The sequence below is a fragment of the Bacillus sp. BP-3 genome, assembly GCF_028401955.1.
In the GTDB taxonomy this organism is placed as follows: Bacteria; Bacillota; Bacilli; order Bacillales; family Bacillaceae_G; genus Bacillus_A.
On record NZ_JAQOTJ010000002.1, the window covers coordinates 167,382 to 192,550 of the forward strand.

Here is a 25,169-nt window from a genome sequence, read left to right on the forward strand (position 1 = left end):
TCCTTACAACGTATTCATGTGCAAGGAATCTAATTTTTCTTTTTACGAAAACGATGTATGCCGTAAGCAACGAAGATCAGTGTGAAAATGAGCCAAGCAAATGGTGCATATTTTTCGGCGAGTGTTTTCATTTTCATATTTTTTGTGATTTCTTCTTTTGTTTTTCCTACTATAATTTCAGAACCACTATATCCCTCAAGTGTATTTCCTTTTTTAACACCAAAAATGAGAGCTTCTGTGTTATTTTCGATCCCGTGATAGCGATAACCTTTACTATGTATCGTTAATTGTGTATCGTCTTTTTTTAATGTGTATTCTTCAGTTGTCGTAATGTCTTTTGAAGAAAGTGGAATTGGCTCAACTGCCAATCGAACTTCTTTTTCGTTTAGAGTAGGAAGTGACTCACTATTTATAGAAAGGTGCGCAGGAATGTGTTTTTCTGTATCTGTAGTTTTCCAACTTAATTTTTTTCTTCTATATGACTTTTTTCGAGTAAGGCAAATTCTTTATTTACTTTTGTTTCTTTGAGCTTGTTTACAGCGTCGTTATAATGTTCCTTTCCAAAAAGCGAAGTAATAGTTTGTACAGTTAGGACGATGTATAAGATTACTAGTACGATGATGCCCTTTTTCACGATTGTTCCCCCTGAATAGTAATGTGAATGTTCTCTATATCTATTATTTTACAGAAAAACATATATTAGGAACAATTCCTTATTATTACATTAACCTTACGAAAATGTAAGATTGGATTTTCGGCGTATGAAAATATAAATATTTTTGATTTTCAAAGTATATAAATACATAATAATGGAGAACAGGTATTTACCAGTCGTATTTTCCCAAGAACCGACAGCAAAGAAATTAATTTTTTTGCGGAAGAAGGAAATGTATTAGTACAAGCAACCAAATGGGATTATGAATAAGAAGAGGTGGAATATATGAAGAACTTATATGCAATCGGGGAAGTTTTAATTGATTTCATTCCTATTCAAAAAGGAAAAGCGCTAAAAGATGTAGTAGAATTTCAACGAGTTTCTGGAGGAGCGCCTGCGAATGTAGCAGCCGCAGTTGCAAAGTACGGGGGAAAATCACATATGCTTACAAAGTTAGGTACCGATGCATTTGGTGATTTTCTTTTAGAACAATTACGGGAAGTGGGCGTAAATATAGACAAGGTTACAAGAACGAACGAAGCAAATACAGGCCTAGCTTTCGTCTCATTACGCGAAGATGGAGAACATGATTTTTCTTTTTATCGCAATCCTTCTGCGGATTTGTTGTTTCATGAAAATGAAATAGAGGAAAGATGGTTTGAAAAAGGGGACATTCTTCATTTTTGTTCCGTCGATTTAGTAGAAAGTCCGATGAAATATGCGCATGTGAAAGCGATCCGCTCTGCGAAAGAAAATGGAGGAATTATCAGCTTCGACCCTAACGTACGTCTACCGCTTTGGAAACATGCTGAAGATTGTAGAAAAACGATTTTGGAATTTATTCCGCATGCACATATCGTGAAAATTTCAGATGAAGAGCTGGAGTTCATTACGGGCATTTCTGATCCCAAAGAGGCGATTGAGTCTTTGTTTGTAGGTGATGTAAAAGTTGTGGTTTATACAAAAGGAGCGCATGGTGCGGAATTATATATGAAGGATAAAAAGTATCAATCAAATGGATATCATGTTGTAGTGCAGGATACAACAGGTGCAGGAGACGCATTTATTGGCGGTTTCTTGTATAAATTGTTAGAGAAAAACGTAGGGCAACAAAATGTAGAAGAGGTGCTTCATATGCATTGGCAGGAGATATTATCATTTGCGAATGCTAGCGGTGCCCTTACTACGACTGGAAAAGGAGCAATATCTTCTATTCCTGTGAAAGAAGATATCTACAATTTGCTTCAAGGGTGAACTACATAAAGTAAAAAAATAGTGGGGATTTTCTTCCCCACTATTTTTTTACTACTATAATTTCAGAACGATCTTACCTTTCAAATGTTTTTTAACCTCCAGAAATTTTTAGCATATACGATCGTTTCTTCTTTCTTTTTTCATGAAACCTTACAGAACTGTGATTTTTATGTAAGGTTAGTAGATGGTCGCTTTTTTACTTCAAATATATTTAACGGTATAGCGATTGGTATGGTTATTCATTTTGTAACGATCTATATTTACTCCCTTGTGTTTAACATCCAAGTAGAATTTACACAATATATCTCTAATTTTAGAGTTTATCCATATGTTTTATTAACTGTTGTAGCTTACCTTATACAGGGCGGTGCAGAAAAACTTGTTTATAGAGGTTTTTTCAGTCTTTCTGTAAGATCATAAGAAAGGATGGCTCTTTTGTATATTAATGAGTTGTAACCATAGAAATCTATTTTCATTTTTCAACATATAAGTTGCTGCTATACAGAAGGAAAAATGACTTATACTCGCAGTCTCCTTTGCATGTGGCAGGAACAGGTCCTGACGTTTCTATATGTGGCCAGATGCTCTCGTCCCTCCTTTAAAAAGAAAGGGGTTTTTAACTTGTATGTATAGGTATACTGTCTACGTTTTTAATGTTTACAATATCGATATAGTATTTTCTTGTTAAGGTGTGTTGCGATTTCCAATTATATACTATATAATTCTAATTAAGAAAACGTTTTCATTAAAGGGGGAGAATTTCGTGTCGACGATCGAGGACGTAGCGAAATTAGCGGGGTTATCAAGAACAACGGTTTCTCGGGTGATTAATAACCATCCGTATGTATCGGACGAAAAGAAAAAGAGAGTACAATTAGCGATGAAACATCTTGGATTTGTTCCGAATTCTGCGGCGAGAAGACTACGTAAGCAAAAGACGGAAACAATCGCAGTGTTGGTGCCGCGTGTGACAAATCCTTTTTTCAGTAAATTTATTGAGGCGATTGAAATTGTAGCTTCAGATCATAAATATAAACTGATTATTTGTCAAACAAGATATTTACCAGAGAAAGAGATGGAGTATTTGCAGCTGTTATCTACGAAACAAGTAGATGGGATTATTTTATGTTCACTTGAAAATGCTTGGGAGGATGTGGAGCCTTATTTACAGCATGGGCCGATTGTTTTATGCAATGAATATATTGAAGAAGCAAACATCCCAACTGTAAACTTTGATCATGCACAGGGAGCATACATAGCAGCGAAGCATGTATTAGATCAAGGATATCGTCATCTTATCTTTTGCCGTGGCAGAGAGACAAAGGTAATCAACCAGCAGAGAAAAATGGGCTTTTTGCGTGCTGTAACAGAAGCAAGTAAACAAGTGGAGTCAATTGACTTTGTTGAAAGCGCTTACTCTATTGAGGATGGGAAAAATATATTTTATGAGTTTTTGCAAGACAAAAAAAATCCTACCGCTATTTTGGCAGGGGGAGATGAAGTGGCAGCAGGAATCATCGCAGAAGCAAGCAAAAAGGGCTGGAGCATTCCTGATGATTTAGCTGTAGTTGGTTTTAATAATCAGTTCTTATCACAAATTACAGACTCAGGTATTACAACAATTGATCAGCCAATTGATGACATGGCGCATAAAGTTGTGGAACTGATGATGGATAAAATTCATACGAAAAATTATCGAAATAAAGAAGTGTACGAGTTTGAACTGGAGCTCTTGGTGAAAGGTTCGACGGTAAAAAGTACAATGATGCTAGCCTAGTAGATGATATCTGCTAGGTTTTTCTATGTTTACAATCTATTATTCTTCGTGTGTACAATCTTCGCATTTATTGTGATACGCTTCGTGCTGCTCATCAATCTCTCTCCCGCAATTGGAACAAGTTTTTGCCGGTAAATTTCTAAAAAACTCCATCGGTTGATCTATCATGTAAATCCCTCCATTTCCATTTCTTACTAACATTGTATTAGTACAAATGATTAAAGTCAACAACTGTTTTATAACAAATTTCAAAATAATGAAAATGTGTAGAAAATCCATTATAGTTAAGAATGTAAGAGAGAAAATGAAACAGAAAGGATGAACACATATGAAAATGACGGTTGTCGGCTTTTGGGGCGGTTTTCCGGAGGCGGGAGAAGCAACGTCTGGATATTTATTTGAACACGATGGATTTCGTTTACTTGTTGACTGTGGTAGCGGTGTACTAGCACAGTTGCAAAAATACATAAAGCCTTCTGACATAGATGCTGTTTTATTGTCCCATTATCATCACGATCATGTTGCTGATATTGGGGTACTTCAGTATGCACGTTTAATTACAAGCATGACAAATGGTGTATTACCAGAACTGCCGATTTATGGACATACCTTTGACGAAAAAGGTTTTGCATCGTTAACACATATACCGTATACAAAAGGGGTTCCTTACAATCCAGCGGACACATTACAAATTGGCCCATTCTCCATTTCCTTCTTACAAACAGTACATCCTGCTATATGTTTTGCAATGCGTATTACAGCAGGTGGGAAAACGATTGTATATACAGCAGATTCTAGTTACATGCCAAAGTTTGTTTCATTTGCACAAAATGCAGATGTATTTATTTGTGAATGTAATATGTATGCGCATCAAGATGGATCAAAAGCTGGTCATATGAATAGTACAGAAGCAGGCGAAATTGCAAAACAGGCAAATGTAGGAGAACTACTTTTAACTCATTTGCCGCATGCAGGAGAGTTATCCGATTTAGTAACGGAGGCAAGACAAATTTTTAACGGCCGCATCGTACTCGCACATAGCGGTTACGTTTGGGAATCTTGAGGTGAAACCATGTTATTTATCGATAATAAAGGAATTACAGATCCAACGATTAATTTAGCAATTGAAGAATATTGTGTAAAAAATTTAGATATTAATGAAACGTATTTACTGTTTTATATGAATGAGCCATCTATCATTATCGGGAAGAATCAAAACACAGTGGAAGAAATTAATGCTGATTACGTACGTGAAAAGGGAATCCATGTTGTAAGACGCCTTTCTGGCGGCGGCGCTGTGTATCATGATTTAGGAAACTTAAACTTTAGCTTTATTACGAAAGATGACGGAGATAGTTTTCATAACTTTAAGAAGTTTACAGAGCCGGTGACAGTAGCCCTTGGGAAATTGGGAATTAACGCCGAACTAAGCGGCCGCAATGATATTTTAGCGGAAGGACGAAAAATTTCTGGTAACGCTCAGTTTGCGACAAAAGGACGTATGTTTAGCCACGGTACGTTATTATTTGATTCTGAAATCGACCATGTTGTGTCGGCGTTAAATGTAAAACTGGATAAAATTCAATCAAAAGGAATTAAATCAATTCGCAGCCGCGTTGCAAATATTGCGGAATTTTTGAATGAAAAAGTTACAATTGAAGAATTTAAACAGATTCTTTTAGAAAATATTTTTGAAGGAGAAAGTGAAATTCCAACATACGAATTAACAGAAGAAGATTGGAAAGAAATCCATAAAATCTCAGAAGAACGTTATCGAAATTGGGATTGGAACTACGGGAAATCTCCAAAATTTAACTTACAGCATACACATCGTTTCCCAGTTGGACAAGTAGATGTTCGGTTAGAAGTACAAAAAGGCGTAGTCTCAGAATGTAAGATTTACGGGGACTTTTTCGGCGCTCTCGATGTACGTGACATCGAGGAACGCTTAAGTGGTAAGGTGTTTGATAAGGAAGCATTTGCGGTGGCGCTAGCTGATGTCGAAGTGCCACGTTATTTTGGTAATATAACAAAAGAAGACTTCTTATCTTTATTCTTTTAACTGTATAAAAAACAACCATATCTTACGTGTGGTTGTTTTTTTATATATGTTTTATAAAATGTAACTTGCGCCAATAATTTTCTTTTAATATAATGTATTTAGAATTTTTTAAATTTTATAAAAGGTGGGGGTATTGTGAATCTCGTTCACAGATTAGCCGAAACGGTGAAAAAGAAAGGGGACAAGCCGGCTTATATTTTTCAGGATCAGTCGGTATCTTATGACCAATTTAACGGAATGGTCATAAAGTTTTCTAGTAGTTTAGCAAAAATGGGCATTGGAAAAGGGGACAATGTCGCACTAATTGTAGGGAATTCGCCACACTTTTTGATCGGTTTATACGGAGCGATGCGTGCCGGGGCAACGGTTATCCCAGTCAATCCGATCTATACACCAGATGAACTATATTACATTTTACAAAATGGAGACGTTAAAGCAATCATCACACTAGACATCCTTCTACCAGTTATGCAATCACTTACAACTAGACTTCCTTCTATCGAAAATATCATCATTTGTGAAACTTCAGCAGATTCAGCTTATGAAGAAACAGAGAAAATGAAAACGTTTACGAATTTAGTAGCGAGCGGAGACATCACTTTCCAAGGTCCAGATATACAAGAAGAAGACGTTGCTGTTATTTTATACACGTCAGGAACAACTGGAAAGCCAAAAGGGGCAATGTTAACGCACAAAAATTTATATAGTAATGCGAGCGATGTTGCTTCGTATTTACAATACTCAGAGCATGACCGTGTCGTTGCGGCGCTACCGATGTTCCATGTATTTTGTTTAACAGTTTCTGTTAATGCACCAATTGTAAACGGTGCTACGATTTTAATGTTGCCGAAGTTTAGCCCGAAAGAAGTATTCCGCATTTGCCGTACATACGAAGCTACAATATTTGCCGGCGTACCAACGATGTACAATTATTTATATTTACATGAAGATGCTAGTCCAGAGGATGTTCATACACTTCGTTTTTGTATTTCTGGCGGTGCGTCTATGCCTGTTGCACTTCTTAAAAACTTTGAAAAGCGATTTAACGTCATCGTTTCAGAAGGTTATGGCTTATCAGAGGCATCACCTGTTACTTGTTTTAATCCGCTTGATCGTCCGCGTAAACCAGGATCGATTGGAACAAACATTTTGAATGTGGAAAACAAAGTTGTCGATGAGATGGGCGATGAAGTACAAGTTGGAGAAGTAGGAGAATTAATCGTTCGTGGCCCGAATGTAATGAAAGGCTATTACAAGGCGCCAGAAGACACAGGCGCAGTCCTTCGAGATGGCTGGCTGTACACAGGCGACTTAGCAAAAATGGATGAAGAAGGTTATTTTTATATTGTAGACCGGAAAAAAGATATCGTTCTTGTGGGCGGTTATAACGTCTATCCGCGCGAAGTAGAAGAAGTGTTATATATGCACGAAGCGATCGCGGAAGTAGTTGTAATAGGAGTTCCAGATGAAAATTTAGGCGAAGCGGTGAAAGCATACGTCGTACCGAAAACGACAAATGTAACAGTGGAAGAACTAATGGCGTATTGCGCACTTCACCTGGCGAAATATAAAATACCAAGCAGCATTGATTTCTTAGAAGAATTGCCGAAAAATACGACAGGAAAGATTTTAAGAAGAGCGTTAAAAGAGAAAGCGATGCAAGTATAAGCGGAATAAAACAGCAGCTCATTGTATTGGAGCTGCTGTTTATTATTTGTATGTATTTCGTTTTATAAAAAAAACGATAGAGCAAATAGCTGGAAATCCTATTAATTGTAAATTAAATAAGTCGGTAATACTTTGGATATTTCCACCAAGAACAATAATAATTAATAACATTACGATACTACCTAATAGAGAATATATAACTAAAGCTAGTTTGAAAGATATGGATTTAGGAACTATGTAGTATCTGTATAATAATTCGCCAATTATACACCCTACTAATACCATGGGGGCTCCAAAAATTATTATTGCCATGGTAAACTCAAAAATATTCTGCCAATCTAAATTCTCTGGAGACATAATCAGTCCTAACAGATTCTCCGAAATAATCAAGCTACTTAAAGAATAAAGAAAAGCTACTATAAATTTTTTAATGATCGATCTCTCCAATCATACAACTAATTTTTTACAGTAATTGTATCAAGAGTAATGTTTTGTTGCAAAGTGTTCTCAATCAAATGAAACGCTGTACAAACTTCTTGGCTAAGAAGCTATTTATATAGTTAACGAAGAGGTCTTGAATTCCATGATAAAATTAATGTATGAATGAGATAGATGCTTAGGAGGAAACTGGCTTATTATGATTAAAATCGTTGGACAAAAAATTGTATTGAAAGAAGCAACTCATCAGGATCTTGATGAATTATACTATTGGAAATATGAAGAGAAGGAACAAGAAGCGAAGAAATGGAATGGTCCGTATATACCTGAACTTAAATTAACAAAAGAAGAATTTCTAAAAAGTTGGGACAAAGACTCGCAAATTATTCCTAATGTGCCTAGTACACTAGTTATCATTGTTGGAGATACATTAATTGGCACAGTAGGTGCTTATTGGGTAGATAAAAATACGAATTGGTTAGAAACGGGTATCGTTATTTATGATAAAAATTACTGGAATGGTGGATACGGTACGGAGGCTTATAAACTTTGGATTGATTTCCTATTCAAATCTACTGAATTGCATCGATTAGGGATGAAAGAAGAAGCAAGAATAAGACAAGCAAGAATGGTAGATGGTAAATATTTTGATGCAATTAAAATGGGAATTTTACGAACAGAGTGGGAACAATCTTTTCAACTAATGGGGGCACAGTAGTTATTGGTATGCCCTCAATTGGTTCGTTTTACTTTTCGTCTAAATATTACCCAATTTCATAGTTGACATATCGGAATTATGTATTTAAAATAAAGAAAAAATTGAAAAATGAAATAATAAAAGCTAATCAGAGAAACTGAAGGCGCACAACATTCACTATGTGAAACGTTTGTGTGCCTTTTTCTATTGATAAAACGAGGAGGGGTATAAATGAAGTTGTGGGGGAAAACATCAATTAGAGCAGGGGTACTGCTGTCCACGGTGCTTCTGTTTTCAGGGTGCGCATCGGCGACATCTACTAGTAAGTCGGAATCAGGAAAGACTATTGAACTTTTAAATGTATCATACGACCCGACCCGGGAATTGTATCAAGATTTCAACAAGGACTTCGCTTCATATTGGAAAGAGAAAAGCGGTCAAACCGTTACTGTGAAGCAATCTCACGGAGGATCGGGAAGTCAGGCGCGCTCGGTTATTGATGGCTTAGAAGCGGATGTTGTGACGCTTGCATTAGCATATGACATTGACGCGATTAGTAAGAAGAAGTTGTTACCGGAAGATTGGCAGAAACGTTTGTCTAACAACTCGACTCCTTACACATCGACAATCGTATTTCTTGTGAGAAAAGGGAATCCGAAAAGGATTAAAGACTGGGATGATTTAACGAAGAAAGGGGTCTCTGTTATTACTCCAAATCCGAAAACATCGGGAGGAGCACGCTGGAACTATTTAGGGGCATGGGGATACGCTTTGAAAAAAAATAATAATAGTGAAGAAAAGGCAAAAGAATTTGTAAGTCAGCTATATAAAAATGTAGAAGTGCTGGACTCAGGAGCACGCGGGGCAACGACTACGTTTGTGGAAAAAGGGATTGGGGATATTCTTATTGCCTGGGAAAATGAGGCATTACTATCACAAAAGGAACTAGGGAAAGACAAGTTTGAAATTGTGACACCATCTATTAGTATTCTTGCTGAACCGCCAGTAGCTGTCGTGGATAAAGTTGTCGATAAAAAGGGAACGCGTAAAGTAGCTGAGGCATATCTTGAGTATTTATATACAGAGAAAGGGCAGGAGATTGCGGCAAAAAACTTTTATCGTCCTCGCGATCAAAAGGTAGCTGAAAAATATGCATCGCAGTTCCCCAAAGTACAATTGTTTACAGTTGATGAAGTGTTTGGAGGGTGGAAAAAAGCGCAAGAGACGCATTTTAGTGATGGGGGTGTCTTTGATAAAATCTATCAAAAATAATAGAAGTAGCTGAGGCAATGAGGTGAAAGAATGTGAGGAAAAATAATAGGAAGCGAATTTTACCTGGGTTTGGAATTTCCCTTGGATTTACGATGTTATATGTAAGTTTATTTGTCTTAATCCCATTATCTATCGTATTTATCCAAACTTCCCAGTTAGGATGGAGCAAATTCTTTCAAGTGATCACAAGTGAAAGGGTTTTGCATGCTTATCAAGTTAGTTTTACAACTTCACTCGCAGCGGCACTTGTAAATGTTTGTTTTGGTCTATTAATCTCCTGGGTACTTGTTCGTTACTCGTTCCCAGGAAAGCGGCTGCTTGATGGGTTAATTGATTTACCTTTTGCGTTGCCAACCGCGGTTGCGGGTATTACGCTTACAACTTTGTATTCGCAAAACGGCTGGATTGGAAAAATTTTCGATGTGTTTCATATAAAGATAGCTTTTACACCACTTGGAATTATCGTTGCTTTAACTTTTATCGGATTGCCCTTCGTTGTACGTATGGTGCAGCCTGTCCTGCAAAATATGGAGAAGGAAGTAGAAGAAGCAGCGGCTAGTTTAGGGGCTTCACGTTTACAAGTATTTTGGAAGGTTGTGTTTCCGGAAATTTCGCCGGCTTTATTAGCGGGATTTTCATTAGCTTTTTCAAGGGCACTCGGGGAATACGGATCAGTTGTCTTTATTGCTGGAAATATGCCTCTTAAAACAGAAATTGCGCCGCTAATGATTATGACGAAACTTGAGCAATACGATTATGCAGGTGCGACAGCTGTGGCAGCGGTCATGCTGGTTGTCTCTCTTTTCTTCCTGTTTACGATTAATCTCATTCAGAGCTGGAGTCAAAAACGCGGGTTGCAAAATGAATAGAAAGGGGAGAAAAGGATGGAACCGTCATTCGCGAAACCAATTAAGCAAAAAACAGTGCAGACGCTTGTAGTCACAACAGAATCGAAAGTGATTCGCATCATTTTCATTACGATTACTCTAATCTTTTTATCTATATTTCTTTTGTTGCCGTTAGCGACGATTTTTATGAAGGCATTTGAACGTGGAATGAATGTGTATATTGCCGCTATTACAGATAGCGAGGCAATTTCTGCGATTCGTCTCACAATTATGGTAGCTCTTATCGTTGTCCCGCTGAATACGATATTTGGCGTGGCGGCAGCGTGGCTCATTACAAAATTTCGCTTTAGAGGGAAACAATTTCTTTTATCACTCATTGAACTGCCCTTTGCAGTTTCGCCGGTTATTGCCGGGTTAGTTTTTGTATTACTATTTACGCCTCGCGGTGAATTGGGGGCGTGGCTCATGGAGCATGGCGTGCGGCTTATTTTTTCAGTGCCCGGTATTGTAATTGCCACTGTGTTTGTCACATTCCCTTTTGTAGCACGTGAATTGATTCCTGTTATGGAGGCGCAAGGAACGAGTGAAGAAGAAGCGGCTTTATCACTAGGAGCAAGCGGCTGGAAGATGTTCTTTCGTGTTACATTGCCGAATATAAAATGGGGGTTACTCTATGGCATGATTTTATGTAATGCCCGTGCGATTGGAGAGTTTGGAGCAGTTTCTGTTGTATCGGGACATGTGCGAGGCGTTACGAATACAATGCCGCTTCATATTGAAATTTTATATAACGAATATCAATTTTCTGCTGCATTTGCGGTTGCGTCATTAATGTCATTGCTGGCGGTCGTTACGTTAATTATAAAGAACTGGATTGAATGGAAAGGAAGACATTAGGATGAGTATTCACATTCAGAATGTATGGAAACAATACGGTACGTTTCAAGCTCTGCAGCAAATTAATCTAGAAATTCCGAAAGGGGAACTCGTTGCGCTGTTAGGTCCATCTGGTTCTGGGAAAACGACGTTATTACGAATAATTGCAGGGTTAGAGCAAGCGGATCAAGGGGCAATCTTATTCGACGGAGAAGATTTAACGGATATTCATGTGAAAAATCGGCAAGTCGGTTTTGTGTTTCAGCATTATGCCCTGTTTAAACATATGAATGTCTTTGAAAACGTAGCATTTGGGTTAAAAGTGCGCAAAAAGAAACTAAGACCGTCAGCAGCGGAAATAGAAGAAAAGGTACTAGAGTTATTAAAACTTGTGAAGATGGATGGCTTTGCGACCCGCTATCCCGCGCAGTTATCTGGAGGACAAAGACAACGGATTGCGTTAGCAAGAGCTTTAGCGGTTGAACCGAAAATTTTGCTGCTTGATGAACCATTTGGTGCATTAGATGCAAAGGTGCGTAAAGAACTGCGAAGATGGCTGAGGAAATTACATGATGAGTTTCAAATTACGAGTGTGTTTGTAACGCACGATCAAGAAGAAGCGTTGGATGTCGCGGATCGAATCGTTGTCATGAACGAAGGGCGCATTGAACAAATGGGGACACCAGAAGAAGTGTACGATACCCCAGCTAGCCCATTTGTATATGATTTTTTAGGAAATGTAAATCTATTTCACGGTCGCGTTCGGAAAGGGAAATTAAATTTAGGTTCTATCGAATTAGAAGCACCGGAACATGTGCATATTTCCGATTCCGACGCCGTGGCATATGTGCGGCCACATCATTTATCTATTACGCGAACAAAGCAAAGTGTCGATGCCATCCCAGCGAAAGTGATCTACACACACGCTGTCGGTCCTGTCGTATATATTGAATTAAAACGTGATGGGGTAGATGAATATTTAGAAGCGGAAGTGAGTAAAGAGCAATTTGAGCAGCTCAAGATTCGAACAGGAGAAGTTGTATATGCACATCTGAAAGAAGTGAAGGTATTTATACCAGAGGACTTTGTTATTTAGTAAGAAAACGAAAGGCGCTTCGTGTCGTCTTTCGTTTTTTTAAGTTATCGTAAAATTAGTATTTTACAGATTAATAAAAATAGTATAATGAATATAATCACATTTTAGAAAGAAGGTATTCCCTTGAAGAAAATTCACATTATTCATGAAAACACAGAATGGACAAGACATCTAACGAAACGATTGGAAGAACTCGGTCTTCCTTATGAAGAATGGCATTTAGACAAAGGGAATGTTGATCTTTCGTCTGTTCCGCCGAGCGGCGTATTTTATAATCGGATGAGCGCTTCTTCTCATACGAGAAATCACCGTTTTGCACCAGAGTTTACGGGTGCTGTCCTTACTTGGTTAGAGATGCATAACCGAAAGGTGTTCAATGGAAGTAGAGCACTTCAGCTTGAAGTAAGTAAAGTGGCGCAGTATATGGCGCTAAATGCACAAGGAATCCAAACACCGAAGACAATTGCCGCTGTTGGTAAGGAACATATTATAGAAGCAGCAGCGCAATTTGAAGGGCGTCCATTCATTACGAAGCATAACCGCGCTGGAAAAGGACTAGGCGTACAGCTGTTTCAATCTGTTGCTTCGCTAAAAGATTACGTAGAAAGTGCAGCATTTGAGGAGCCGGTAGATGGTATTACTTTAATTCAAGAATATATTCAATCTCCTGAGCCTTACATTACACGTTGTGAGTTTGTAGGCGGGAAATTTGTATATGCAGTTCAAGTTGATACATCAAAAGGCTTTGAATTATGCCCAGCTGATGCTTGTCAAATTGGCGATCTGTTCTGCCCGGTTGGAGAGAAAGCGCCGGAAAAACCGAAGTTTCAAATTATTGAAGGCTTTAACGACCCAATCATTCAAAAATATGAGGATGTTTTGGCTGCGAATGATATCGCGATCGCTGGCATTGAGTTCATTCGAAATGCAGATGGTGAAATTTTCACTTACGATATTAATACAAATACAAACTACAATGCTGATGCTGAAGCAGTTGTTGGGAAGTACGGCATGTTAGAAATTGCGAAGTTTCTTGGTAGTGAATTAGAGAAAATATAACTAGATAGGGAGAAAGCTGCTGATGAGGCAGCTTTTTTTTAAAATGTGGAGTATGAAGTAGAGCATTCATACACAACGCTCTACTTCTATTATCTTCTAACACTTTTTCTAACTACGTGAAGTAGTAGCGTGAAATAATTTAAATCCGAAAATCAAAAATAGATTCGTTAATGCTATACAACATAAAAAGAGTGCGGACATGAATTCTCCCATTCCGTTCTTGTATAAGAACAAGGAATAGAAGAATACGGCTACTATTGTTGAGAGAAAAGTTACAATATTTCATAAAAAAGCAAAAAACATCAAGAAGGGAACGTGGGTTCCTTTTATTATTATACATATAAGGCAGGTGAACAGAGATGGGATGTTATGAAATGCAAATTCAAAAAGTAATTGATTCTATTGAAGAAGATGTGATGGAAAAGCAAACGTTAGCGAGTCTTGCACGTATTGCAGGATTTTCTGAGTACCATTTCCACCGCGTTTTTCAAGCAATCGTAGGAGACTCTGTGATGGAGTATGTGCGAAAGAGAAGGCTTGCCCGGGCAGCTTATCAGCTTTCTCACACAGAGGGGAAAATTCTAGATATTGCACTAGAGCACGGCTTTCAATCTCATGAAACGTTCACACGTGCCTTTAAAAAGCTGTTTCATATGACGCCGAGTCAATATCGAAAGCAAGAGATTCGAACACCGCTATATTCCAAGGTGAATGTGATGCAGCGCAAATTTAATCCGTATTTAGGGGGAATCAAAATGGAATTTCGTATAGAAACAAAGCCAGCTTTTCAAGTGATCGGGTATGAAATGAAGACAACGGGTAAAGACGGAAAAAATCTAACAGATATTCCAGCGATGTGGAAAAATTATTTACAAAATAATTTGTCAGAAAACATTCCGAACCGTAAGCATACGAATGAGCTCGTGGAGTTAGGGATGTGTACAGATTTTAATTTAGAGACAGGCGAGATTACGTATATTATTGGGATGGAAGCAACAAGCTTTGATGGTGTATCAAGTGAACTGACCTGCCGTACATTCCCTGAAGCAACATATGCTGTATTTACAACGCCGAAAGTTCCTGAGGAAGAAATGGTTGCATCGATTCAGCAAACGTGGAATGCAATCTTCACAGAATGGTTCCCGCATTCTGGCTATGAGCACTCTGGTGTTGTTGAGTTTGAATTATACGATGAGCGCTCTCATGCTGATAAACACGATCTTGTACAACTGGAGATTTGGTTGCCTGTACAGAAGAAACAATAAAGTAAAAAGAGACTGAGCCTTTAGGCGCAGTCTTTTATTATATAAGCATGTCGAACATGGTTGAAGGATCTTTGTCCTCTGTCGAAACGCCGATATATTCAAAAAATCGCTGATATCGTATTATTTAAATGAATATAATTCATTTCTTACATAAAAGTCCCTGCTATGCAGAATAAAACATGACCTGAACTTGTCTTTAAACCTTGTGCGTGGCAGGAAAATGCACTGACCGCTTCCATGCATGGCCAGATGCTCTCGCGCTTCTAAAAGAAAGGGGTTTTACATCGCTTTCTTAATTTTCTCTAACACTTCTTTACTATCAAACCCGCGCTCTCCCATACCGAATACTTCAATTAAACGATTATTTTCATCTAGTAAGTAAGAGTTAGAAGTATGAATGTAAAGGCCACTTCCAGGGTCGCGGTAGCGGAAGTTAAAAGATTCGGCTAGTTGTTTCGTTTCTTCTTCACCGCCGCGCAGCAGATGCCAACCCGTTGTTTCCTTCATATCAAACGTTTTGGAGTAATGTTCTAGAATTTCGTTCGTATCATATTTCGGATCAATCGTAATTGTAATAAATTCGATTTTTGCACCGAATACTTTTTGTTTCACAAGTTCATCTCGTAAATGTTTCATTTTGTATGTTGTAACCGGGCAAATATCCGGACATTTTGTATACATAAATTCTACTAATTTTAATTTTTTCGGTAATTGATCAAATGATACAGATGTTCCGTTTACATCTTCCATAACAATCCCCTTTGGTATTTCCGCTGCTGCTTTTCGGTACCCGGTAAAATAAAAAATTCCAATCAAGGTTACAACAATAAGTCCCAACGTAAAAGTAATGTACAACTTCTTCATTCCAACCCCTCCCAATTTTTATTTTATAAGAAAAATCTGAAAAATAAGGAGGGATGAGTGAATATTACATGACATTTCATGTATTAGCTTGTTCTATTTTTCGAGGAACGAACTACAATATTAATAGACAGGCAGCGATGAGGAGGAGAAATCATGCGAAAAGTGATGAGTTGGACACTTTTTTTGTACGCTCTATTTGCATTATTTATATATTGGTACTTATTTGGATGGAATCATGAGATTATACCGGAAGCGTATAAAGGAACTAGTGCAGATCCAGCAACGTTTATGAATGCAAGGGAGTTGACACTTAGTCAAGATTACTCGCGGGTAAAGAATTTATTGTTTTTTTTAGCAACGCCGCTGCAATGGATTGTTTTATTATTTGTTCTCATTTTTGGTATATCAAAGCGGTTTGAAAAATGGGCGAAAGATACAACGAAATTCCGGGTACTACAAATTGCGATTTATTTGTTTTATTTATCGCTTGTGACAACGGTGCTCGCATTGCCGCTGCAATGGATCGGTCATCAAGTATCTGTTGATTACGGTATTTCTACACAATCAACAGCAAATTGGATAAAGGAACATATACTTGATTTTTGGATCAATTTTATGCTTATGTTTCTGATCGTGACTGTGCTGTTATGGCTCATTAAAAAATATCCGAAACGCTGGTGGTTGTATGGATGGGCGCTTTCCGTTCCATTTACGATCTTTTTAACATTCATTCAACCAGTAGTTATTGATCCGCTCTATAATGATTTTTCGACGTTGCATAATAAAGAGCTTGAGAAAAAGATTTTAACATTAGCGGACAAAGCTCATATTCCAACAGAGCATGTGTATGAAGTGGATATGTCAAAGAAAACAAATGCGTTAAATGCATACGTAACGGGGATTGGCTCAAATTCTCGCATCGTTTTATGGAATACAACGCTTGAGCAGTTAAAAGATAAAGAGATATTATTTATTATGGCGCATGAAATGGGTCATTACGTGATGAAGCATATCTATTGGGGCGTCGGGAGTTATATCATTTTAACTTTCGTTGGCATGTACCTCATTAGTCGCATTATTCAAACTTGTATTCGTAAGTGGGGAGATACACTGCATATTTCTAAAATAGCTAGTTTCTCAGTTTTACCGTTATTTTTCCTTGTATCTTCGGTGCTTTCCTTTGCGGTAAGTCCTGCCACAAATTACGTATCCCGCATTGAAGAAAGAGCGGCTGATCAATACGCATTAGATATGACGAAGGATAATCAGTCGGGAGTTAAAACATTTCAATATTTATCAAAGACGAGCTTAAGTCAAGTGAACCCGCCGGCTCTAGTGAAATTATTCATGTATACACATCCGCCAATTTTTGAAAGAATTCTCACGTTTGAAGAATATAAGAAGAAATAGTCATTAAGAAAAGTAATTGTGTATAAAGGATACAAATGGAAAAGAACAAGTAATTTTCTAGTATAAAGACTAGGAAGTTACTTGTTCTTTTTATATATCCATTTTAATTTTTTGACATATCTACTATAGAGAATACAATATGACATGAATTTAGAACTTGCATGTCTAACCGTTTCTATGTGTGATCAGATGCTCTGGTCTTCTTCCTAAAAAGAAAGGGGTTTTTATTTTGTTTTTTACAATGTAAATTTTATATCTTGATCAGTTAGGTCATTATCAAATACATTAGAGCTACTAACCCCGTTAAAGACTTTCAGTGTTTTTGCTGCATTTGATGATCCAGAACCATGATATTCTTTGTTACGGAATTGAGGGTTTACATTGTATTTGTCCCCTAAATTTACAGTCCCATTACATCTTGAAATGACAATGCTGTCTACAATTGCAGGCATGTTCTTCACCTCTTTTTTATCTTTAGTGTATGCCGCTTATTTTGAAAAAAAGATTGTTTATAAAAATAATTAAGTGGTTCAATCTCGGGAAACAATTGTAATCTTCATGCTTACTTGAAAAAGGTGACGGAAAGTCAGCTTTTTATTTTTTATGAAAAAAATTTTTTCTAACCCCCTTAAATCTTACTTTTCCTCCGAATATGTATAGCAAAGAAAGCAAATGGAGGAAAATAAGATGAAGAAGATATTATTAAAAGGAACGATGATAACGATGATGGCATGTAGTCCATTTTTAATGGGAACGGCGGCGTATGCTAGCAGCAACACAGATGCAGCAAAAACAACAGAGACAGAAAAGCCGACTTTAGTGCAAGGGGATTTCTTTTACTTCGTAAAAACGATGGTGGAAGATATTAAAATGGCGCTTGCGAACAATGATTTAGACAAGGCAAAGCTACTATCTGAACAAGCGGCAGAACGCATTGCTGAAGCGGATGTGTTAATGAAAAAGGGGAAAGATGATTTCACACAAGATACATTAGAAAAAGCAGCTGAAAACTTAGAAAAAGCGGATGAGCTTTCAGGAGAAACGAAAACAGAAAAGCCAGCTGATGGAACGAAAACAGAGGTAGAAAAGCCTGCTGAGGTAAAGAAAGAAGAAACAGAAAAGCCAGCTGATGAAACAAAAACAGAGGTAGAAAAGCCCGCTGACGCAAAAAAAGAAGAAACTAAAAAGCAAGCTAACAAAGAAAATACAGAAGCGGAAAAAGTAAAAGTACATATTGGACACAATATCGAAGCATTAGCAAAAGCGCTTGATAAAGTGAAAAATCCGAAGGCGAAAGCTGCAATTTCCAAAAATATAGAGAAGAGTTTTGCAAGAATTGCTGTTAAAATAGAAAAAGTACAAGAAAAGAAAGAGCATGTTGTTGCAAAGGAAAACAAGCCAGCAGATCAAAATATAGAAGAAACTTCTGGAAAAATGGAAGACACAAATAAAATCGTACAACCATCACAAGTAGAGCAGTCCGAACAACTAGAGCAACCGGCGCAACCAGCAGAGCCGGCGCAACCAGCACAACCAGCAGAGCCAGCGCAACCAGCAGAGCCGGCACAACCAGCCCAACCGGCAAAGCCAGCGCAACCAGTACATAAAGATGCTAATTCTCATGAGAATCATGAGAAATCCGAACAAAAGGAAAATCATCAAGAGAACGGTAAAAAAGTCGGTCAAGTAAAGCATGAGGAAAAGCGTGAAGAAAAACATAGAGAGAAACATGAAGAAAAGCACTAAGAAAAGTATGGAAATGTAGTGAAATGGTCACTTCTTTAGTGACCGTTTTACTATTTTTAGCAGAGGGGAGGAGAGGGACTACCTGTGTTAAGTTTATTGATGAAAATCGTAAAAAAATCGACAATAGAAGACGTAGTATTTAACATACAAAAAAATGAAGAGGATAAGGAAGATTTTATCGCTCAGTATCGGCCTTTTATTCGAAAATCGATTTCGGCTGTCTGTCGTCGTTATATTACGGAGCAGGACGATGAATATAGCATTGGACTGTTTGCATTTCATCAAGCCATTGAACAATATTCATATAAAAAAGGGAAATCTTTTCTTTCGTTTGCTGAACTTCTTATAAAAAGAGATGTAATTGACTACATACGTAAGGAGTCTAGGCATAACCTCGTCTTTTTAAAAGAAGACCAGCAAGAGGAAACACTGGAAATGCAAGCGGCCCTTACGGAATATATGAAAGAGATGGAAAGCAGCAACCGGAAGGAAGAAATTCTTCATTTTCAAAGTGTGCTATCTGAATTTAAAATATCATTTGCTGAGCTTGCTAAAGAGTCTCCGAAGCATCGTGATACGCGGGAGCATTTATTAGAAATTGCAAAGATTATTATAAAAGAAGAGAAAATGATAGAAGAACTGTTCCGAAAGAAAAAGTTACCTCTCAAGCAAATTGAACCACATGTTAGAACAAGCCGTAAAACGCTGGAGCGGCATAGGAAATATATCATTGCAATGTGCATTATTTTTGTAAACAACTACGTATACATTCAAGAATATATAAGAGGTGGGCAGGGGAATGAATAAAGGGATTGTGATGGATATAAAAAAACGCAGCATAGTTGTGTTGACACCGGACGGAGAATTTATTAATTGTAAGAAAAAGTTGAACTCTTATGTGATCGGACAGGAAATCGAATTTCAAGAACAAGAAAAGAGACAGATGTCTTTTTCAGTTCCTTCTATATTAAAACCGGCCTCGTTAATTTTTACTTGTTTTCTATGTGTCTTTTTGTTTTTATTCAATCAGCCGGAAAAAAAAGCGCTTGCCTATGTTTCTATCGATATTAACCCGAGCTTAGAGGCGAGTGTAACAAAGGATCTTCATGTTACAGAATTACGAGCTTGCAATGAGGATGGTAAGCGTATTTTAAAAGAAATAAAACGGTGGAAAAATGAGCCTTTGCAAGACGTAGTGCGTATAATTGTAAAACAAAGCAAAGAGGATGGATACTTAACGAGTGACAAGCAAGTTATGCTAACATCTGCTGTAAAAGAAAAATCGTTAGAACCAGAACTGCAAAAGACTATTCAAGAGTTAAAAAGCGAGTATGACGCAAAACATGTTACAGTCGTATATCAGGAAAGTACTATGCAAATGAGGGAGAATGCTCAAAAAGCAGGAGTTAGCACAGGGATTTATTTGAAACAGAAAAATGAGAAGAAGTCATCAGTTTCTCCTGCACCGCCGCAAGTACAAGAGGAACAACCTCCTAAAGTAGATTCGCAGCCGGATTCAGCGCCTCATTCAGATTCGCAATCGAATTCCTCTTCTTCTGTGCAACATGAAAGAACTGAGCAGAAAGAAGAGAAAGAAGAGAAAGAACAACAACCAGCTCATGTACAGCCGCCATCGCAGGAAAGAAATAACGGCCACAGAGAAGAAAACAACGATAAAGAACAAAAAAAAGAATGTCACGAACAGAAAAAAGAGGAACAAGAGCAAAGAAAAGAACAAAAAAAAGAATATCATGACCAAAAAAAAGAACAGCAAGGGTATGAAAAAGAGCAACGAAAAGAAAATAAGCATGGAAATTCTTCAAAGCATGAAGAAAAAGGAAACGGAAAACATAATTAGTAAAAAGGTATAGGATTGTATATGAAGTAGTTCCGTTCATGTGGGATAAATCGTATACCTAATAATAAACCAACGCTCAGAAATCTATCATTCTGAGCGTTGATTTATTACTTCGCTTATTTAATTAAAGCGCCAGCAAGTTTAGTAAACAATTTTCATTTTAGGCAATATTGTTTGTAACTCCATTAAGTCATTTATTACGAAATCAGCCTGAGCAAGTTCCTCTTCTTGTGCAAAATCAAAATTACATCCAATTGCAATTAAACCATTATCTTTAGCTGCATTTATATCAGATAAACGGTCTCCAACTACCGCTGCTTTTTTTATATCATATTTATTTATAATTGTTTTAACTAAATCTCCTTTATCAAGTGTTTGTATTTGTTGAATACTAAATGTTTCAGTAACCCAATTATCCAAATGATAATACCTCACAATTGCTTGTAAATATTCCGTTAAACCATTGCTTGCTATGTAAATGGAACAATTATTTTCTTTTAAATAATTGAAAACTTCCTTTACGTTAGGATATAAAGCACCTTTCCCGCTTTTTATGTTTTCAACTAATTTTTCCAGAAAATAAGCATCCGTTTGTTCTCTTACTTCATTGGTATGATTAGGTAACAAAGCTTCCCAAACTTTTGGTAAAGGTACACCCATAATTTCACGGTATTGATCAATAGGTGTTACTGTATCCCATAAATTTAGTGACCGTAAATGGTTAAAAGTATTATCAAGTGATAATTCTAGAATTTTTTCTGTTTGAAATAGAGTTCCATCCATATCAAAAATCAATGATTGTAACATTGCTTTCTCTCCCTTTTTTCCATTACTGAATAACTTAACCAATCCCTGATCCATTAGCTTCAGTAAAAATTCTTACAATTTATATATTTTAACATAAATTTACAATGAGATGACCATTGTCACGCTGATATGTAAAGTGTTTCTTCACGAAAATGGAACTACGACTTAGTTGTTATGTGCAAAATTTTCACATCATTACGAAGTTACTATAAAGGGCTTTGCAGTATATCCTTTACAAGGAATGTAAAAAGTACATATAAACAAATTTTACGATATTGTTAAAAAATTCTAAAAAATACTTCCCTTTTGATTTTTATGTTATATAATATAAACATAAAAATCAAAACTGTTATAAAACAGTTTGCAAAAAGGAGAGGCTAATATGTCGACGCAAACTTCGCGGGTTACACTCGTTGGAGAAGTATTACCGGCGTATTTGGAGATTTTGACACCAGAAGCACTCACATTTATTAAAGAGTTGCATGAGAATTTTAACGGACGCCGTAAGGAATTACTACAGAAACGAGTAGAAAAGCAAAAGAGAATTGATGCAGGGGAGTTGTTACACTTTTTAAAGGAGACTGCAAATGTTCGGGTGGATGATTGGACGATTGCACCGCTTCCGAATGATTTACAAGATCGGCGCGTAGAAATTACTGGACCAGTTGATCGTAAGATGGTTATTAATGCTCTCAATTCAGGAGCGCGTGTCTTTATGGCGGACTTTGAAGATTCAAATGCACCAACATGGCAAAATGCAATGGAAGGACAAATAAATTTACGAGATGCAGTTAAGAGAACCATTTCATATACAAATGAAAATGGTAAGGAATATCGTCTCAATGAACAAACAGCTGTATTAATGGTGCGGCCTCGTGGGTGGCATTTACAAGAAAAGCATATGTTAGTAGATGGTGAAGAAGTATCAGGTAGCTTATTAGATTTTGGATTGTTCTTTTTTCATAATGCAAAGGCGTTAATGAAAAAAGGGAGTGCTCCATACTTTTACTTACCGAAAATGGAAAGTTACTTAGAAGCAAGACTATGGAATGATGTGTTTGTATTTGCACAAAAATACATTGGCATTCCTCATGGGACAATTAAAGCAACAGCACTGCTCGAAACGATTCATGCTTCATTTGAGATGGATGAAATTTTATATGAGCTTCGTGATCATTCAGCGGGGTTAAACTGCGGACGCTGGGATTATATTTTTAGTTTCTTAAAAACGTTTCGTAATCATGACCAGTTTTTACTTCCGGACCGGGCACAAGTGACAATGAGTGTGCCATTTATGCGCGCGTATTGTTTACGCGTCATTCAAACGTGCCATCGCCGTAATGCACCAGCAATTGGAGGGATGGCAGCACAAATTCCAATTAAGAACGACCCGGAAGCAAATGAAGTAGCATTTGAGAAAGTGCGCGCTGACAAAGAGCGTGAGGCTTGTGAGGGACATGATGGGACTTGGGTTGCCCACCCGGGACTTGTCCCTGTAGCGCTGGAAGTATTTGATCGCATCATGACAACGCCAAATCAAATCTATCGAAAACGGGAAGAAATTCGAATAACAGAACAAAGTTTATTAGAAGTTCCAGTAGGAACGATTACAGAAACCGGACTGCGTACAAATATTAGCGTTGGTATTCAATATATTGCATCGTGGTTAAGCGGCAAAGGAGCAGCGCCTATTTATAATTTAATGGAAGATGCGGCTACCGCAGAAATTTCACGTGCACAAGTATGGCAATGGATTCGTCATAAGGAAGGGAAGCTCGAGGATGGACGAAAGATTACGTTTGCATTAGTAGAACAGTTTAAAGCAGAAGAATTAGCAAAAATAGAGAAAGAGATTGGTAGTAATCGTTTTGAAAAAGGACGATTTGTCGAAGCTACAAAACTATTTACGAATCTTGTTCGAAATGATGAATTTGTATCATTTTTAACGTTACCAGGTTATGAGATTTTATAAAGGAAAAGGGGATGGAAGAAATGGGAAATAAAAGAGTACAACAATTACAAGAGAACTGGGAACTTGATAAACGATGGAAAGGAGTTACACGTCCATATTCTGCAGAGGATGTCATTCGTCTTCGCGGATCGCTTGATATTGAATATACGTTAGCACACCGCGGTGCAGAAAAGCTTTGGAATTCTCTCCATAGCGAAGATTACATTCATGCGTTAGGGGCATTAACTGGGAATCAAGCAATGCAGCAAGTAAAGGCGGGATTAAAGGCAATTTATTTAAGCGGTTGGCAAGTAGCGGCAGATGCAAATTTATCAGGTCACATGTATCCAGACCAAAGTTTGTATCCGGCAAACAGTGTGCCGGCAGTTGTAAAACGTATTAATCAAACGCTCCAGCGTGCTGATCAAATTCAGCATATGGAAGGGAGCGGTGATATTGATTACTTCGTGCCAATTGTTGCCGATGCAGAGGCAGGATTTGGTGGACAGCTAAATGTATTTGAACTAATGAAAGGAATGATCGAGGCAGGAGCGTCTGGCGTTCATTTTGAAGATCAACTTTCTTCTGAAAAGAAATGCGGTCATTTAGGCGGAAAGGTATTATTGCCAACACAAACGGCAGTGCGTAATTTAATATCGGCGCGTCTTGCAGCAGATGTAATGGGAGTACCTACGCTCATTATTGCCAGAACAGATGCTGACGCAGCTGATTTAATTACAAGTGATATCGATCCTGTTGATCAACCATTTATTACAGGAGAAAGAACACCAGAAGGCTTCTTCCAAACGAAGGCTGGACTGGATCAAGCGATTGCACGCGGCTTAGCATATGCACCGTATGCCGACCTTGTATGGTGCGAAACATCGGAGCCGAATTTAGAAGATGCAAAACGCTTTGCAGAAGCAATTCATGAAAAATTCCCTGGAAAACTATTAGCTTACAACTGTTCACCGTCCTTTAACTGGAAGAAAAAATTAGACGATAAAACCATTGCAAATTTCCAAAAAGAAATTGCATCTTACGGCTATAAATTCCAATTCGTAACGCTTGCTGGCTTCCATGCTTTAAATTATGGCATGTTTGAGCTGGCGCGTGGTTATAAAGAACGTGGTATGGCTGCGTATTCAGAATTGCAGCAAGCGGAATTTGCAGCAGAACAGTACGGTTACTCAGCGACACGTCATCAACGGGAAGTTGGTACAGGGTATTTTGATGAAGTAGCACAAGTCATTACTGGTGGAACTTCGTCGACAACAGCACTGAAAGGATCAACAGAGGTAGAGCAGTTTACGCGATGAGAAAAGAGAGAGTCAGCTTTTGAGCTGGCTCTTTTTTTTATTACAAATATTTCAAAATGAAAAATATGAAATTATCTATAACATAATTTTATTTTTTATAGGAAGAGTCTGTAGTTTAATTCTGTTATTTATACAGAAGTATAGTAGGGAATTTTAATTTATTACTAAGAAATTGTAAAAAAATTGAAAATAACAATTATTTTCCGTGCGAAATGGTACAATTATCCATGTAGATAATTGTATAAAA

At 37.5% G+C, this 25,169-nt stretch carries 22 protein-coding genes and 2 pseudogenes; 19 read left to right on the forward strand and 5 right to left on the reverse strand.

Going from position 1 to position 25,169, the window contains the following annotated elements; translation table 11 throughout:
* Positions 1-29: 29 nt before the first annotated feature.
* A pseudogene (locus tag PLX19_RS03670) lies at positions 30-634 on the reverse strand (hypothetical protein).
* Positions 635-805: 171 nt separating this feature from the next.
* On the opposite strand from PLX19_RS03670, the pseudogene PLX19_RS03675 reads away from it, so the two are divergent.
* The 3 genes and pseudogenes from PLX19_RS03675 to PLX19_RS03685 form a co-directional block, all read left to right on the forward strand.
* Positions 806-925 (forward strand): annotated as a pseudogene (locus PLX19_RS03675) (GH32 C-terminal domain-containing protein); the annotation flags it as partial.
* 15 nt (positions 926-940) lie between these two features.
* Positions 941-1,909: a carbohydrate kinase family protein gene (locus PLX19_RS03680; protein ID WP_272187157.1), complete on the forward strand. Its 969-nt coding sequence runs from the start codon at positions 941-943 to the stop codon at positions 1,907-1,909.
* A 763-nt stretch (positions 1,910-2,672) separates the two neighbouring features.
* Complete coding sequence (locus PLX19_RS03685) at positions 2,673-3,686, forward strand: LacI family DNA-binding transcriptional regulator (RefSeq protein ID WP_272187158.1); 1,014 nt, start codon at positions 2,673-2,675, stop codon at positions 3,684-3,686.
* 39 nt (positions 3,687-3,725) lie between these two features.
* On the opposite strand, the gene yhfH is transcribed toward PLX19_RS03685, so the two are convergent.
* A complete protein-coding gene (gene yhfH, locus PLX19_RS03690; RefSeq protein ID WP_020059885.1) occupies positions 3,726-3,854 on the reverse strand; it encodes a protein YhfH in 129 nt (42 codons plus the stop codon).
* 160 nt (positions 3,855-4,014) lie between these two features.
* Between yhfH and PLX19_RS03695 the strand changes: the two genes are divergently transcribed.
* The 10 genes from PLX19_RS03695 (at position 4,015) to PLX19_RS03740 (ending at position 14,967) form a co-directional block, all read left to right on the forward strand.
* On the forward strand, positions 4,015-4,749 hold the full coding sequence (locus PLX19_RS03695) for an MBL fold metallo-hydrolase (protein WP_272187159.1): 735 nt from the start codon (positions 4,015-4,017) through the stop codon (positions 4,747-4,749).
* A 9-nt stretch (positions 4,750-4,758) separates the two neighbouring features.
* The gene (locus PLX19_RS03700) at positions 4,759-5,748 is read left to right on the forward strand and encodes a lipoate--protein ligase (RefSeq protein ID WP_272187160.1); all 990 of its coding nucleotides are present in this window, start codon (positions 4,759-4,761) and stop codon (positions 5,746-5,748) included.
* Between the two features lie 135 nt (positions 5,749-5,883).
* The gene (locus tag PLX19_RS03705; RefSeq protein WP_272187162.1) at positions 5,884-7,416 is read left to right on the forward strand and encodes a fatty acid--CoA ligase family protein; all 1,533 of its coding nucleotides are present in this window, start codon (positions 5,884-5,886) and stop codon (positions 7,414-7,416) included.
* A gap of 637 nt (positions 7,417-8,053) precedes the next feature.
* Positions 8,054-8,572 (forward strand): GNAT family N-acetyltransferase, encoded by a 519-nt coding sequence (locus PLX19_RS03710; RefSeq protein ID WP_272187163.1) that lies wholly within the window; start codon positions 8,054-8,056, stop codon positions 8,570-8,572.
* 210 nt (positions 8,573-8,782) lie between these two features.
* Entirely contained in the window at positions 8,783-9,823 is a 1,041-nt protein-coding gene (locus PLX19_RS03715) for a sulfate ABC transporter substrate-binding protein (protein ID WP_272187164.1), read from the forward strand.
* A 32-nt stretch (positions 9,824-9,855) separates the two neighbouring features.
* Positions 9,856-10,692 (forward strand): sulfate ABC transporter permease subunit CysT, encoded by an 837-nt coding sequence (gene cysT, locus PLX19_RS03720; RefSeq protein ID WP_272187165.1) that lies wholly within the window; start codon positions 9,856-9,858, stop codon positions 10,690-10,692.
* A 15-nt stretch (positions 10,693-10,707) separates the two neighbouring features.
* Positions 10,708-11,568 carry a sulfate ABC transporter permease subunit CysW gene (gene cysW, locus PLX19_RS03725; protein ID WP_272187166.1) on the forward strand — a complete coding sequence of 287 codons (861 nt, stop codon included), beginning with the start codon at positions 10,708-10,710 and terminating at the stop codon, positions 11,566-11,568.
* Between the two features lies 1 nt (position 11,569).
* Positions 11,570-12,643: a sulfate/molybdate ABC transporter ATP-binding protein gene (locus tag PLX19_RS03730; protein WP_272187168.1), complete on the forward strand. Its 1,074-nt coding sequence runs from the start codon at positions 11,570-11,572 to the stop codon at positions 12,641-12,643.
* A gap of 123 nt (positions 12,644-12,766) precedes the next feature.
* Positions 12,767-13,702 (forward strand): ATP-grasp domain-containing protein, encoded by a 936-nt coding sequence (locus PLX19_RS03735; RefSeq protein ID WP_272187169.1) that lies wholly within the window; start codon positions 12,767-12,769, stop codon positions 13,700-13,702.
* 359 nt (positions 13,703-14,061) lie between these two features.
* Positions 14,062-14,967, forward strand: a complete 906-nt coding sequence (locus tag PLX19_RS03740) for an AraC family transcriptional regulator (protein WP_272187170.1) — start codon at positions 14,062-14,064, stop codon at positions 14,965-14,967.
* Positions 14,968-15,246: 279 nt separating this feature from the next.
* On the opposite strand, the gene PLX19_RS03745 is transcribed toward PLX19_RS03740, so the two are convergent.
* A complete protein-coding gene (locus tag PLX19_RS03745; RefSeq protein WP_272187171.1) occupies positions 15,247-15,831 on the reverse strand; it encodes an SCO family protein in 585 nt (194 codons plus the stop codon).
* A gap of 153 nt (positions 15,832-15,984) precedes the next feature.
* Between PLX19_RS03745 and PLX19_RS03750 the strand changes: the two genes are divergently transcribed.
* Positions 15,985-17,241 carry a M48 family metallopeptidase gene (locus PLX19_RS03750; protein WP_272187172.1) on the forward strand — a complete coding sequence of 419 codons (1,257 nt, stop codon included), beginning with the start codon at positions 15,985-15,987 and terminating at the stop codon, positions 17,239-17,241.
* 236 nt (positions 17,242-17,477) lie between these two features.
* On the opposite strand, the gene PLX19_RS03755 is transcribed toward PLX19_RS03750, so the two are convergent.
* Entirely contained in the window at positions 17,478-17,693 is a 216-nt protein-coding gene (locus PLX19_RS03755) for a spore germination protein (protein ID WP_272187173.1), read from the reverse strand.
* Between the two features lie 235 nt (positions 17,694-17,928).
* On the opposite strand from PLX19_RS03755, the gene PLX19_RS03760 reads away from it, so the two are divergent.
* From PLX19_RS03760 to PLX19_RS03770, 3 genes are all read left to right on the forward strand, one after another.
* Entirely contained in the window at positions 17,929-18,987 is a 1,059-nt protein-coding gene (locus PLX19_RS03760; protein WP_272187174.1) for a DUF5667 domain-containing protein, read from the forward strand.
* Positions 18,988-19,071: 84 nt separating this feature from the next.
* Positions 19,072-19,794, forward strand: coding sequence for an RNA polymerase sigma factor SigI (gene sigI / locus PLX19_RS03765; RefSeq protein WP_272187175.1), 723 nt, complete (start codon positions 19,072-19,074; stop codon positions 19,792-19,794).
* Positions 19,787-20,845 (forward strand): anti-sigma factor domain-containing protein, encoded by a 1,059-nt coding sequence (locus PLX19_RS03770; protein ID WP_272187176.1) that lies wholly within the window; start codon positions 19,787-19,789, stop codon positions 20,843-20,845. Before sigI ends, PLX19_RS03770 begins: the two co-directional genes overlap by 8 nt.
* Positions 20,846-20,986: 141 nt before the next feature.
* Here PLX19_RS03770 and PLX19_RS03775 read toward each other — a convergent pair whose 3' ends face one another.
* On the reverse strand, positions 20,987-21,652 hold the full coding sequence (locus tag PLX19_RS03775; protein ID WP_272187177.1) for an HAD family hydrolase: 666 nt from the start codon (positions 21,650-21,652) through the stop codon (positions 20,987-20,989).
* A 382-nt stretch (positions 21,653-22,034) separates the two neighbouring features.
* Between PLX19_RS03775 and aceB the strand changes: the two genes are divergently transcribed.
* Positions 22,035-23,624, forward strand: coding sequence for a malate synthase A (gene aceB, locus PLX19_RS03780; protein ID WP_272187178.1), 1,590 nt, complete (start codon positions 22,035-22,037; stop codon positions 23,622-23,624).
* Between the two features lie 11 nt (positions 23,625-23,635).
* Positions 23,636-24,922, forward strand: a complete 1,287-nt coding sequence (gene aceA, locus PLX19_RS03785; protein WP_442869019.1) for an isocitrate lyase — start codon at positions 23,636-23,638, stop codon at positions 24,920-24,922.
* Positions 24,923-25,169 lie beyond the last annotated feature (247 nt).

What these genes read in the sequence shown, in the direction of transcription:
- cysW (WP_272187166.1), top strand. Translation starts at nt 10,708, where the DNA reads ATGGAACCGTCATTCGCGAAACCAATTAAGCAAAAAACAGTGCAGACG.
- yhfH (WP_020059885.1), bottom strand. Translation starts at nt 3,854, where the DNA reads ATGATAGATCAACCGATGGAGTTTTTTAGAAATTTACCGGCAAAAACT.
- PLX19_RS03760 (WP_272187174.1), top strand. Translation starts at nt 17,929, where the DNA reads ATGAAGAAGATATTATTAAAAGGAACGATGATAACGATGATGGCATGT.
- PLX19_RS03730 (WP_272187168.1), top strand. Translation starts at nt 11,570, where the DNA reads ATGAGTATTCACATTCAGAATGTATGGAAACAATACGGTACGTTTCAA.
- PLX19_RS03710 (WP_272187163.1), top strand. Translation starts at nt 8,054, where the DNA reads ATGATTAAAATCGTTGGACAAAAAATTGTATTGAAAGAAGCAACTCAT.
- aceB (WP_272187178.1), top strand. Translation starts at nt 22,035, where the DNA reads ATGTCGACGCAAACTTCGCGGGTTACACTCGTTGGAGAAGTATTACCG.
- PLX19_RS03695 (WP_272187159.1), top strand. Translation starts at nt 4,015, where the DNA reads ATGAAAATGACGGTTGTCGGCTTTTGGGGCGGTTTTCCGGAGGCGGGA.
- aceA (WP_442869019.1), top strand. Translation starts at nt 23,636, where the DNA reads ATGGAAGAAATGGGAAATAAAAGAGTACAACAATTACAAGAGAACTGG.
- PLX19_RS03740 (WP_272187170.1), top strand. Translation starts at nt 14,062, where the DNA reads ATGGGATGTTATGAAATGCAAATTCAAAAAGTAATTGATTCTATTGAA.
- PLX19_RS03755 (WP_272187173.1), bottom strand. Translation starts at nt 17,693, where the DNA reads ATGCCTGCAATTGTAGACAGCATTGTCATTTCAAGATGTAATGGGACT.
- PLX19_RS03770 (WP_272187176.1), top strand. Translation starts at nt 19,787, where the DNA reads ATGAATAAAGGGATTGTGATGGATATAAAAAAACGCAGCATAGTTGTG.
- PLX19_RS03715 (WP_272187164.1), top strand. Translation starts at nt 8,783, where the DNA reads ATGAAGTTGTGGGGGAAAACATCAATTAGAGCAGGGGTACTGCTGTCC.
- PLX19_RS03745 (WP_272187171.1), bottom strand. Translation starts at nt 15,831, where the DNA reads ATGAAGAAGTTGTACATTACTTTTACGTTGGGACTTATTGTTGTAACC.
- PLX19_RS03680 (WP_272187157.1), top strand. Translation starts at nt 941, where the DNA reads ATGAAGAACTTATATGCAATCGGGGAAGTTTTAATTGATTTCATTCCT.
- PLX19_RS03775 (WP_272187177.1), bottom strand. Translation starts at nt 21,652, where the DNA reads ATGTTACAATCATTGATTTTTGATATGGATGGAACTCTATTTCAAACA.
- PLX19_RS03700 (WP_272187160.1), top strand. Translation starts at nt 4,759, where the DNA reads ATGTTATTTATCGATAATAAAGGAATTACAGATCCAACGATTAATTTA.
- PLX19_RS03750 (WP_272187172.1), top strand. Translation starts at nt 15,985, where the DNA reads ATGCGAAAAGTGATGAGTTGGACACTTTTTTTGTACGCTCTATTTGCA.